8 protein-coding genes and 1 pseudogene are annotated in these 12360 nt (G+C 69.4%); 5 read left to right on the forward strand and 4 right to left on the reverse strand.

What is annotated here, in order from left to right:
- Nucleotides 1–234: 234 nt before the first annotated feature.
- The 4 genes and pseudogenes from ileS (at nt 235) to WMJ97_RS11515 (ending at nt 6237) form a co-directional block, all read left to right on the forward strand.
- Nucleotides 235–3393, forward strand: a complete 3159-nt coding sequence (gene ileS / locus WMJ97_RS11500) for an isoleucine--tRNA ligase (RefSeq protein WP_347349138.1) — start codon at nt 235–237, stop codon at nt 3391–3393.
- A 327-nt stretch (nt 3394–3720) separates the two neighbouring features.
- Nucleotides 3721–4740 (forward strand): PRC and DUF2382 domain-containing protein, encoded by a 1020-nt coding sequence (locus tag WMJ97_RS11505; protein ID WP_347349139.1) that lies wholly within the window; start codon nt 3721–3723, stop codon nt 4738–4740.
- Nucleotides 4741–5189: 449 nt separating this feature from the next.
- A pseudogene (locus WMJ97_RS11510) lies at nt 5190–5439 on the forward strand (PRC-barrel domain-containing protein); the annotation flags it as partial.
- 45 nt (nt 5440–5484) lie between these two features.
- Nucleotides 5485–6237 carry a DUF2382 domain-containing protein gene (locus WMJ97_RS11515; RefSeq protein WP_347349145.1) on the forward strand — a complete coding sequence of 251 codons (753 nt, stop codon included), beginning with the start codon at nt 5485–5487 and terminating at the stop codon, nt 6235–6237.
- Nucleotides 6238–6348: 111 nt separating this feature from the next.
- On the opposite strand, the gene WMJ97_RS11520 is transcribed toward WMJ97_RS11515, so the two are convergent.
- The 3 genes from WMJ97_RS11520 to WMJ97_RS11530 all read right to left on the reverse strand — a co-directional run bounded on the left by WMJ97_RS11520 (nt 6349) and on the right by WMJ97_RS11530 (nt 9938).
- Nucleotides 6349–7749 carry a Na+/H+ antiporter NhaC family protein gene (locus WMJ97_RS11520; protein ID WP_347349140.1) on the reverse strand — a complete coding sequence of 467 codons (1401 nt, stop codon included), beginning with the start codon at nt 7747–7749 and terminating at the stop codon, nt 6349–6351.
- A 16-nt stretch (nt 7750–7765) separates the two neighbouring features.
- On the reverse strand, nt 7766–9133 hold the full coding sequence (locus WMJ97_RS11525) for a lanthionine synthetase LanC family protein (protein WP_347349141.1): 1368 nt from the start codon (nt 9131–9133) through the stop codon (nt 7766–7768).
- A 343-nt stretch (nt 9134–9476) separates the two neighbouring features.
- A complete protein-coding gene (locus tag WMJ97_RS11530) occupies nt 9477–9938 on the reverse strand; it encodes a DUF1707 domain-containing protein (protein WP_347349142.1) in 462 nt (153 codons plus the stop codon).
- 87 nt (nt 9939–10025) lie between these two features.
- Here WMJ97_RS11530 and WMJ97_RS11535 point away from each other — a divergent pair, with 87 nt between their 5' ends.
- On the forward strand, nt 10026–11300 hold the full coding sequence (locus tag WMJ97_RS11535) for an aspartate kinase (RefSeq protein ID WP_347349143.1): 1275 nt from the start codon (nt 10026–10028) through the stop codon (nt 11298–11300).
- A 130-nt stretch (nt 11301–11430) separates the two neighbouring features.
- Here the strand turns inward: WMJ97_RS11535 and WMJ97_RS11540 are convergent.
- Nucleotides 11431–12360 (reverse strand): DUF559 domain-containing protein (locus tag WMJ97_RS11540; RefSeq protein WP_347349144.1); only part of this gene is annotated, 930 nt, incomplete at its 5' end.

Raw genomic sequence — 12360 nt, forward strand, 5'->3', positions numbered from 1 at the left:
TTTCGCGCGGCTTGCTCGGGTCATTAGACTGGGCGGGTCCGCACGGCATGGATGGGGCCATCACCCCGGAGCTGCCGGAAGAACGGCGTCCACCGTCAGCAGGAGGCGCTCATTAGAACCGGCCGCGGCGAGAAGTGAGTGGACTGCGGGCGCCGGGAGGCGTCCGGGGTCAAGAAGGGTGGTACCGCGGGGCTGAGCCTCGTCCCTTCGTCCGAACGACGACGAAGGAAGCCGATGACCGCCCAATCCGAGCGCTCCCCCCAGTACCGGGCCGTGCCCGCGCAGGTGAACCTGCCTCAGATGGAGCACGAGATCCTGCAACTCTGGGATACCCAGGACACGTTCGCCCGCTCGCTCGAACGCGACGGCAGCAAGGGGGAATGGACCTTCTACGAGGGCCCGCCCACCGCCAACGGCATGCCGGGCACGCACCACATCGAGGCGCGCGTGTTCAAGGACGTCTTCCCGCGCTTCCGCACGATGCGCGGCTACCACGTCGACCGCAAGGCCGGCTGGGACTGCCACGGCCTGCCCGTCGAGCTGGCGGTCGAGCGCGAGCTGGGCTTCAACGGCAAGCCCGACATCGAGAAGTACGGCATCGAACCGTTCAACGAGAAGTGCCGCGAGTCCGTCACCCGGCACGTGGACGCCTTCGCGCAGCTCACCCGCCGCATGGGCTACTGGGTGAACATGGAGGACGCCTACTGGACGATGAGCCCCGACTACGTCGAGAGCGTCTGGTGGAGCCTCAAGCAGATCCACTCCCGCGGCCTGCTCGTCGAGGACTACCGGGTCGCCCCCTACTGCCCGCGCTGCGGCACGACGCTGTCCGACCACGAGCTGGCGCAGGGCTACCACGACGTCGTCGACCCGTCGGTGTACGTGCGGTTCCCGCTGACGTCCGGCCCCTACGCCGGCAAGGCCGACCTGCTCGTCTGGACGACCACGCCCTGGACGCTCGTCTCGAACACGGCCGTCGCCGTGCACCCCGACGTGACGTACGTCCTGGCGTCCGACGGCGAGGAGACGCTGGTCGTCGCCGAGCCGCTCGCCGCGACGGTGCTGGGTGACGGCTGGAAGCTCGGGCCGTCCTTCACCGGCGCCGAGATGGAGGGCTGGCACTACGAGCCGCCGTTCGACCTGGTCGAGTTCCCCGACGTCGTGGGCGGCACCCACTACGTGCTGCTCGCCGACTACGTCACGACGGAGGACGGCACGGGCCTCGTCCACCAGGCGCCCGCCTTCGGCGAGGACGACATGATCACCTGCCGCGCCTACGGGCTGCCGCTGGTGAACCCGATCCGTCCCGACGGCACGTTCGCGCCCGAGGTCGGCCAGGTCGGAGGCATGTTCTTCAAGAGCGCAGACAAGCCGCTCGTCGCCGACCTGGACGCCCGCGGCCTGCTGTTCCGGCGGCTCGATTATGAGCACAGCTACCCGCACTGCTGGCGGTGCGACACCGCGCTGCTCTACTACGCGCAGCCGTCGTGGTACATCCGGACGACGCAGGTGAAAGACGAGCTCGTCCGCGAGAACGAGGCGACGAACTGGTACCCCGACCACATCAAGCACGGCCGCTACGGCGACTGGCTGAACAACAACATCGACTGGGCGCTGTCGCGCACCCGCTACTGGGGGACGCCGCTGCCGATCTGGCGCTGCAGCCACGACCACCAGGTGTGTGTCGGCTCGCGCGCGGAACTGAGCGAGCTGACCGGCACCGACCAGAGCGCGCTCGACCCGCACCGCCCGTTCGTGGACGACGTGACCTTCCCCTGCCCCACGTGCGGGGAGACGTCGCACCGCGTGAAGGAGGTCATCGACGCCTGGTACGACTCCGGCTCGATGCCGTTCGCGCAGTGGGGCTACCCGTACGTGGAGGGCAGCGAGCAGAAGCTCGAGTCCGCGTTCCCGGCCGACTTCATCTGCGAGGCGATCGATCAGACCCGCGGCTGGTTCTACTCGCTCATGGCGGTGAACACCCTGGTGTTCGACGAGAACGCCTACCGCAACGTGCTCTGCCTCGGTCACATCCTCGCCGAGGACGGCCGGAAGATGAGCAAGCACCTGGGCAACATCCTCGAGCCGATCCCGCTGATGGACAAGCACGGCGCGGACGCCGTCCGGTGGTTCATGGCCGCCGGCGGGTCGCCGTGGGCGTCCCGGCGGGTGGGGCACACGACGATCCAGGAGACCGTCCGGAAGGTGCTGCTCACCTACTGGAACTCGGTCAGCTTCCTGTCCCTCTACGCGCGCACGAACGGGTGGACGCCGACCGGCTCGGCCCCCCAGGTGGCCGAGCGCCCGGTGCTCGACCGCTGGCTCGTCTCGGCGCGGGAGGAACTCGTCGTCGAGGTCACCGACGCCCTGGAGAACTTCGACACGCAGCGCACCGGGCAGTTGCTGTCGGACTTCATCGACGACCTGTCGAACTGGTACGTCCGGCGGTCGCGCCGGCGGTTCTGGATGGGCGAGGCGTCCGCGCTGTGGACGCTGCACGAGACGATGGACGTCCTCACCCGGCTGATGGCGCCCCTGGCGCCGTTCGTCACCGAGCGGGTCTGGCAGGACCTGATGGTCGCCGCGGTGCCGGACGCCGCCCCGTCCGTCCACCTGACCGCGTGGCCGGAGCCGCAGCGCGACCTGATCGACCTGACGTTGAACGAGGCGATGGGCCTGACCCGCCGCCTCGTCGAGCTCGGCCGCTCGGCGCGGGCCGAGGCGAAGGTGAAGACGCGGCAGCCGCTGCGGCGGGTGCTCGTGCCGTCGGCGTCCTATGCGCGGCTGACCGACGAACTGATCGGGGAGATCGCGGCCGAGCTGAACGTCGAGTCCGTGGAGTCGTTCGCGTCGGCGGGCGACCTGGTCGACTACTCGGCGAAGGGCAACTTCCGGGCGCTGGGCAAGCGGTTCGGCAAGCAGACGCCGAAGGTCGCGGCCGCCATCGCGGCCGCGGACGCCGCGCAGCTCGCGGCGTCCCTCGCGGAGACCGGGCAGGCGACCGTCGACCACGACGGGGGCACCGTGGTGAGCGCCGAGGAGGTGCTGATCTCGGAGCGTCCGCGCGAGGGCTGGTCGGTCGTGAACGAGCAGGGGGAGACGGTCGCGCTCGACCTCGAGCTCACGCCCGAGCTGGTCAAGGCGGGCTACGCGCGCGAGGTCGTCCGGACGCTGCAGGAGGCGCGGAAGGCGTCCGGGTTCGACGTCGCCGACCGCATCACGGTCGGCTGGCGCGCGGAGGATCCGGAGCTCGTGGACGCCGTCCGGACGCACGTCGACCTGATCGCGCGCGAGGTGCTGGCCACGTCGGTGACCGAGGCGGACGCCGCGGAGAGCGCGGGCTGGACGACGGACCCCGACCTGGGGCTGTCGTACCGCGTCGAGCGCGTCTGAGGCGGGCGTCCGAGGGTCACAGTTCGATCAAGCGGCGGCCCATCCCCTCACCCGAGGGGGTGGGCCGCCGCTTCGCCATGCTCACCCCAAGTGAGGTCTTCTCAATAAGGTCACCGCGATGTCTCGGGTCAGCCTGAGCCGCGGGTCAACGCCGGGTGACGATTCCATCTGTGCCGTCAGGGGCGTGGCGACAAGATTCTCGGACTGCTATAAGCCCTTGTCACAAAGCTAACGAAGGCTAGCTTGGTCGGTGTTGACGGCCCGTTGAGAGGCCGCTGCTGCGCGTCAGGACACGTGCAGACGACGTAACGAACGTGAGGAGATCCCGTGTTCTCGGAGAACGACATCGCGAAGCTTCAGGGCGCCACCGCCTACTGCAAGGACGGCAACAAGATCGGCTCGGTCGGCGAGGTGTACCTCGACGACAACTCGGGCCAGCCTGAGTGGGTGACGGTAAACACCGGCCTGTTCGGGACGAAGACCAGCTTCGCACCGCTCGACGGGGCCTCGCTCGAGGGTGATCGGCTGAACCTGGGCTACGGCAAGGATGTCGTGACCGACGCTCCGAAGATCGACGAGGACGGCCACCTGAGCCCGCAGGAGGAGCAGGAGCTCTACCGCTACTACCAGCGCGACTACGGCACCGATGTCCGGTCGGGCGACGACCGCCTCGGTGATCGCGATCGCGACCGCACGCGGGACGCCGACGTCGCCGGCGCCGCTGGGACGGCCGGCCTAGCCGACACTGCCGCCCGTGACCGGGATGCCGACCGCGACCGCACGCGGGACGCCGACGTCGCCGGGCACGACCGCGACCGCGGGCGCACCACGGACGACGCTGAGGTCACCTTGTCGGAGGAGCGCCTCAACGTCGGAACGGAGGAGCGGGAGGCCGGCCATGTCCGGCTGCGCAAGTACGTGACGACGGAGGAGGAGCAGGTCACCGTCCCGGTGCAGAAGGAGAAGCTCGTGGTCGAGCGCGAGCCGGTCGAGGGCCGGTCGACCGGCCGCATCGACGACTCCGCCCACCAGGACGAGACCATCACGCTGCGCGAAGAGCGCCCGGTGGTCGACAAGGAGACCGTCGACGTCGAGAAGGTCCGCGTCGGCAAGGAGACCGTCACCGAGCAGGAGACGGTGAGCGGGACGGTCCGCAAGGAGCACGCCGACATCGAAGGGGACGCCGACGCGAACGTCGCCGGCCGCTCGGGCAAGGGCGACCGGGTTGAGGACGCAGATCGTGCGGTGGCCGGCCACGATCGCGACGCGACGGACGCCGCCACCGGGGACCGCTTCCGCGGCGAGGGTGACGTGCTGCGCGACCGCAACGCGGATCCCAACCGCTGACCGGCGCGACGGGGGCGGCCGCCGGTCCTGGGGCCGGCGGGCGTCGTCGCTGAACGAGGGGGAAGGCCGACGGTCTTCCCCCTCGCGGCGTCCGGGCATGGGGACGTGCGCGTCACGATTGCGTATACCGCGTGCCCGGGCCGGGCTCGCTGACGCACAAACGGCCACGCATATCTCCACCCTGAGGGGTGGAAATCTGATGGGGTCAACGCGAGGTCACCGCTGTTGCTGAGGGACGGATCACGGCGCCGTTGCGATCCTCGGTGTCCCACCTGTGGGGGTGTCGACCTCCACCCGTGTTGGTGTATAACGCCTTGTGGAACGCAGTTCGTTGCCTAGTCTGGGATGGGTCAAGGGGCGGCTCGTGCCGCCGCGAACGAACCAACGAAGGAGCGTCCGTGTTCTCCGAGAACGACATTCACAACCTGCAAAGTGCGACCGCGTTCTGCAAGGACGGCAACAAGATCGGGAGCGTCGGGCAGGTGTACCTCGACCGATCAGTCAGGCCAGCCTCAGTGGGTCACCGTCAACACGGGCTTGCTGGGCACCAAGACCAACTTCGTCCCGCTGGAGGGCGCGTCCCTCGATGGCGACCGCCTGACGGTTGCCTACGGCAAGGACGTGGTCAAGGACGCCCCGAGCATCGATGAGGACGGCCACCTGACCGAACAGGACGAGGCCGAGCTCTACCGCTACTACGAGCGGCAGGGCGGTCATGGCGCCGACGTCCGGGATCGCGATGGTGTGCGGGACCGGGACGACCTGCGCGACCGCGGTGATGGCCGGGCCCGTGACGACGTTCACGGCGACGATCTGCACGACCGGGAGCGTGACGCGGCGTGGCGCGGCGACGACGCGGGCGTCCGGAGCGATCGGAACGACGCGGCCGCGGTTGGCGCGGCCGGCGCTGCGGGCGGCCTGGCGGCGGGTGCCGCCGGGAGCCGTGGCGGACGCGACGACGAGCGCGAGGTCGAGGGCCGCAACACGAACCGGGAGCGCCTGCTGGAGGGCGCCCGGGACCAGAAGCGCGAACGGGATCTCGACCGAGACAAGGAGCTGGGCGGCGACCGCCACGCCGACCGTGACCGCGACCTCGATCGCGACCGCGGCGTCCACGACCGCGATCGAGCGGACGACCGCGATGACCTGGGGGACCGGGATCGCGACTTCGATCGCGACCGCAGCGGCGTCCTGGGCCATGACGCGGATCGGGAGGCCGGCGGACTCCCGCGGGAGCAGCGCCTCCAGCAGGACGCCGATCGGGTCTCGGGGCAGGATCGCGGCCGCGACCGGGGCGAGGGCTTCGAGGAGGGTCGCTCGCGCAGCGGCGGCCCGCGGCTGCGACGCTACGTGACGATCGAGGAGGAGACGGTGACGGTGCCGGTCCGCAAGGAGCACATCGTCGTCGAGGACGACGGGATCGAGGGCCAGTCGGCCCGGGGTCGCGGCGGCGAGCGCATCGAGGGCGTCGAGGGGGACGCCGAGGGGCGCCGCTGACGTCGGTCAATCGGGCGCCACGGCGTCCCACGCAGGGGCGAGGAACCGAGCGTTCCTCGCCCCTGCGGCGTCAGGGATCGCCGCGAGTCGCCGCGGCGCGCCGCACGGCGGTTAGCGAGCCTGGGCGGGGACGGCGTCCGGGTCTTCGAGCGTGCGTCCCCACCCGGTCAGGATGGCGAACCAGAACACCACGAACAGCGCCATCGAGTGGAAGTTGAAGACGACGAAGTTGACCGGGCTGAACCCTTCCGCGACGGCGCCCGATGCCACCGCGACCGCGGCGAGGTTGAGGCAGCCGGGGTTGGTGGGCACCAGGTAGCCGGTGCCGCAGCCGAGGCCGTCCAGAATGTTGGCGCTTCGCGCACGATCCAGCCGGAAGGGCCGGGCGATCTTGTTGACGATGGGGCCGCAGAAGGCGATGGCCGTGGTCCCACTGCTGATCGCGACGGACATGACGGTGACCATGGCCCCGGAGACCACTTCGGCGCTTTGGGCGCTCTTGGCCTTGGTCTGCAGAAAGCGCAGGACGTAATCGAGAAATCCGGAATGCCTGATCAGGCTGACCATGACGAAGATGAACAAAATGAACACGATCGAACTGAGCATGCCCTCGAACGCGGTGACCACGAGGCCGTCCTTCGGGGAGACCAGCGACGTGAAGTCGAGGTAGCCGAACGCGAACAGCATGACGAGGCCCACGATCTCGCTCACCAATAGCGACGTGAAAAGGCCGGCGCCGCGCAGCATGAGAACCAACACGAGGACCGGGACGACGAGGAAGGCGATGCTCGAGACATAGGTGGCGTCGAGGGCCGCCGACTCTTGGCCGCCGCCGACCGGCATGAGGAAGCCGAAGGCGACGAACAGGACCGCGGAGGCGACCCCCGCGATGATGGCGTACTTGAAGCGCGAACGCACCACCTCGGACACCTCAGCCTCCTGCGTGAGCGACGACGCGATCGTGGTGTCCGAGATGGGGGCGAGATTGTCGCCGAACACCGCTCCGGAGAGCAGGGCGCCGCAGAGCAGGCCAGGGTCGACTCCCACCGCCACTCCCAGCGGAACCATGACGGGCCCCGCCGTATTGATCGCGGCTGCCGCGCTTCCCGTGGAAACCGAGAGGACGACGGTGATCAGGAAACACACCAGCGGGATGAGTCCGACGGGCACGTTGAGCCGGTCCATGAAATACAACAGGGAGTCGACGAGGTGCGAGAAGGTCAGGATCTTCGCGAGGACGCCGGCGAGGAGGAAGCAGGCGATCATGTAAGCGAAGACGTTGTCGCGAATGCCCTCGATCAGGGCCTTCTGAAAGACGTCCTTGTCGCGGAAGATCAGGAAGCTGACGACCAGCGTCGCGTAGCCCGCGACCCAGAAGCCTTTCGTGCCGCCCTGGCCGACGGCGACCAGGATGATCATTCCGCCGATCATGGTCAGGAGCGGGAGGGATGAGCCGAAGACCCCGAGGTAGGTTCTCGGCTCCGATTCGCTGGTGGTGGTGGGATAGGTCACGTGAGTCCTTCTGGGCCTATTCAGGCTGGTCGGTCCGGGCTGAGCGAGTCAGCGCCGTGGAGGGATAGGGGTCGTCGATGGTCCGCTGAACGGAGAACTGATCCGTCTTGGCCAGGTAGAGCTGCAGCAGCACCCAGCCGATGCCGGCGGCGCCGTCGTACATGCCGATGGGGGAACTGACCTTCTCGGGGGTGACCCGGTCGAGGGCGATGTACCAGCGCTCGTCGCGTTGCCAATGGAGGAGATGACGACCGGCGTTCTCAGCCTCCCCGAGGTAGTCCCGGTCGCCGTAGGCCGCCCAGATCCCCAGGTACAGCGTGACGAAGCCGGCGGTTCCGCAACACAGATTGTGCGTGTTCCAGTAACCGTCGCTGTGACGCTCGGGTGCCCCGGCCGCGAGGATCCCGGCGGCGAACCGGTATTCCCAATCGCGATAGACCGGCTCTCCGGTCATCGTGTGCAGTTGATGAAAGAGCCGCGCCGTGCCGACCGGCCCGTGGCAGTAGCCGAGGTAATACAGGTCGCCCCGGTCGGGGATGCCGTGTGGGGTCAGCGCGGCGGCTCCGTCCGGTGTCGTGATCGCGATGTCCTGCAGAAAGGCCGGGACGCCGAGCGCGGCGTCCCGGAATCGCTGATCTCCGCTCACCTCATAGACGCGGAGTAGAAGGAACGAGATCCCGGCCGCGCCCATCGGGAAGTTGGGGTCGATGTAGTCGTCCTGCGCGCCGAAGTAGGCCGGGTCGACCCCGTTGTAGACGAGGTTGCCGAGGCGGTCTCGACGGAACCGGCCGAAGTAGGCGCGGGTCGCCTGGACGGCGAAATCCCTCCACCGGGCGACCTCGAACGCCTCGGCCATCTCCAGGATCGTCAGGATCGTGCCCGCGTCGCCGACGATGCCGTGGTACGTGCTCCAGCCGTACCCCTCGCCGACCTGCTGCGCGTCGTCGATGGCCGCCTCGACGATCTCGTGGATCGTGCGAACCAGGCCTTCCTCGCCCGTGACGCGGAAGACTTCCAGGAGGGTGTGCGCGACCCCGGAGTAACCCGTGGTGAACGCCCAGGGTGAGAAATTGCGGGCGAGCGGTCGTCGATTCTCCCAGCGCCACTGCATGTAGTGGGCGGCGGCGACGGCATCGTCGAGGTAGGCGTCCTGCCCGGTCGCGGCGGCCAGCTCCAGCAGGAAGTGTGCGATGCCAGCGCTGCCCGAGTAGAAGCTCAGGTCGTCGTAGTAGTCGGGTTTGGTCGATCGCGCGTCGTCGAGGGACCAGTAGACCCCGTGCTCGCCGGTGATCTTGCGCGAGTCGATGAAGCGCGCGGCGGCGACCGCGGCGTCGAGGAAGTCCTCGTCGCGCGGCGGGCGAAAGATCGGGGGAACTTCAGTCATCGGTGTCTCTCTGAGGCGGTTCGTTCTCATCAGCGGGGTGCTCGCATCGTTCGATAGGGGTAGGTGCGCGATGGGCGTGCGCGGGGCCGGGGACGCCGGCGCAGTGTCGTCGAGCTCGGTCGACGAGCCGGTGTGAGGGGTGCGCACGCATGCGCGTCGCTAGCAACAGGCGTAGCCAGGGACACCCCGATGCCTCATCGGGGTGCGCCGCACGGATGCGAGGGCTGACATGGCGCGGACTCTAGCCGGGCCGTCGGGGGGCTTCAATGGCTTGCCAGCATTTGTTCAACGACGACGGTATGTGCGGGTCGACGCCCCGCGTGACCCACGATCCGAGGCACCATCAGTAGGGCGGCGGCTGCCTCCGGTCGCGGCCCGCGCGGACCTGGTTGATGATGACGGACACGACGATCGCCGCCAGGATCCAGTACCAGCCACCGCCGCGGGTGAAGATCATCAAGAAGATGGCGACCGGCCAGACGATGCCCTGGGCGATGGCGAGATAGTCGGTGCCGCGGGGCTGGACGCCGCCCGACCGATCCTTCCGATCGGGCAGCCGGTTGCCCGCCGGCGGCCGCGAGTACGACGCGGGAGAAGAGCCGCCCGTCTCGTCGGGGCGCGGGTCGGGGAGGTCGCTAAAAAGGGGCGTCAGGTCCTGCATCGTGCGTGCCGCCAGGGCCGACTGCATACGGTCGGAGAACTCGCTCTCGTCGAGGCGGCCCAGTTCGAAGTGCTCGCGCAGCATCTCGACCGCGGCGTCGCGATCGCCGTCGGAGATGCGCCGGGGCACCGGATCCATGCTCATGCGCGACATCCTAGGCTGATCGCTCGCCGGTCCGGAGGAATGATCGGGGCCGGTCATGGCAGAGTAGTCCAGGGTTCAGACGGAAGGATGAGGGCGTTGCGGATCGTGCAGAAGTTCGGCGGCTCGTCGGTGGCGGACGCCGAGAGTATCAAGCGGGTCGCGCGGCGCATCGTCGCCACCCACGAGCAGGGGCACGACGTCTGCGTGATCGTGTCCGCGATGGGCGACACGACCGACGAACTGCTCGACCTCGCCCAGCGCGTGTCGCCCAACCCGCGCCCGCGCGAGCTGGACATGCTGCTGACGGCGGGGGAGCGGATGTCGGCGGCCCTCCTCGCCATGGCGATCAACGACCTCGGGCACACGGCCCGCTCGTTCACCGGCTCGCAGGCGGGCGTCCTCACGACCGAATCGCACGGTGACGCGCGCATCATCGACATCACGCCCGGGCGCATCGAGAGCGCGTTGGGCGATGGCGACGTCGTCATCGTGGCCGGTTTCCAGGGCGTCTCCCAGACGACGAAGGACGTGACGACGCTCGGCCGCGGGGCGTCCGACACCACGGCCGTCGCGCTGGCGGCCGCGCTGGGGGCGTCCTTCTGCGAGATTTACTCCGACGTGGACGGCGTGTTCACCGCCGACCCGCGGATCGTGCCGGGGGCGCAGCGCATCCCGGAGATCAGCTACGACGAGATGCTCGAGATGGCGGCGAACGGGGCGAAGATCCTGCACCTGCGCTGCGTCGAGTACGCCCGACGCGAGCACGTCGATGTGCACGTGCGGTCGTCGTTCTCCGACAAGCCGGGAACCTGGGTGAAGGACCTTGACGAAGGGAAGCGTATGGAAGCCGAAGCCGCTCTGATCACGGGCATCGCCCACGACCGGACCGAGGCCAAGATCACCGTGGCCGGCGTCCCCGACAAGATCGGGAACGCCTCGCGCATCTTCGAGGCCGTCGCCCGGGCGGGCATCAACATCGACATGATCGTCCAGAACGCGTCGGTGCAGGACAATACGACCGCCATCTCGTTCACCCTCCCGCAGAACGACGGCCCGAAGGCGATGGCCGCCCTTGCCGCCGTGCAGGACGAGATCGGCTTCGCCCAGGCGACCTACAACGACAAGATCGGCAAGGTGTCGGTCATCGGCGTGGGCATGCGCTCGCATCCGGGTGTCTCCGCGCACACGTTCACCGCGCTCGCCGAGGCCGGCATCAACATCTCGATGATCTCGACCTCGGAGATCCGCATCTCGGTGGTCGTGCCGATCGACGACATCGATCGGGCCGTCCGCGCCGTGCACACCGCCTTCGGCCTGGACGCCAGCGGCGAGGCCGTCGTCTACGCCGGCACCGGTCGGTAGGACGCCGCGCCGGCGATAGGACGCCGCGCGCGCGTCGGCCTTCCCCCGGGGCCGGACCCTGACTGGCTCGTTCTCAAAGCGAGGCCCCGAGCGGACGCCCGCTCACGGGTCGGCGACGAGAACAAGCCAGTCAGGGTGGCGGCGCCCGGCCGGCCCCTGGCGAACCGCCGGAGCGCTCCCGGGGGCGGGCGAGGGTGAGCACCGCGGCGACGAAGGCGTCCGGCTGCCGCCGGATCTCGCCGGCCCCGAATCGCGCCACGCGCCAACCCAGCATGGCCAAGCGGCGATCCCGGGTTCGGTCGCGGGCGCGGGCCGACGTGCTGGCGTGATAGGCGTCCCCGTCGATTTCGATGTCGACCCGACAGGGCTCCAGCGCGATGTCGCAGATCGCGACCAACACCCCGTCTCGATCGAAGACGCGCCTGTTCGCCCGCCAGACCAGCGGCGTCCTCGCTTGTCGCGGCCATGTCTCCCTGACCCGCTCCATCAGCCGGTGTGCCGACCGCTCGGCCTCCGACCAGGGCTCCGTGCGCGACTCCTCCAACAGCCGTCGGCGGAGGGCGTCCCCGCGACGGGGCCCGGCGAGGTGGAGAGCCTGCCACAACTCGTCCAGCGTCACGCCCCGCCGGAGCGCGTCGTCGAGGACGCCCGCGCCGACCATGTCGACGAGATCGAGCGCCGTCAGGGCGCGGGACGTGATCGGGACGCCGTCGACTGTCCGAACCAGCCTCGGCGGGACGCGCCGCTGCGTAAAACGAAACCCCTCCCTCGATTGCAAGACGCGCGACGCCGCGGTGATCGTGGTCGGCTCGGGCACCTCCTCCCACCCGTGCAGCCGCGCGGCCGTCGCGCCCGTCAGCACCGCTGCCGGATCGGCCGCCCGCACCGCCCGCGCCCGGACGCCGAACGCCTCCGACTCCTCGGGGCGGCAGTACGCCCCACGCAGGAGCCGGACCAGTTGCCCCGTGCGCAAGCAGTGGTCGAGATGACGGTGTAGGTCGGGGTGTTCCCGCCGGCACAGGACGCCTTGGCCCCGCGCGAGGGCGTCCGCGAGTTCGCT

It is taken from the genome of Nigerium sp., assembly GCF_039811905.1.
GTDB lineage: Bacteria > Actinomycetota > Actinomycetes > Propionibacteriales > Propionibacteriaceae > Propioniciclava.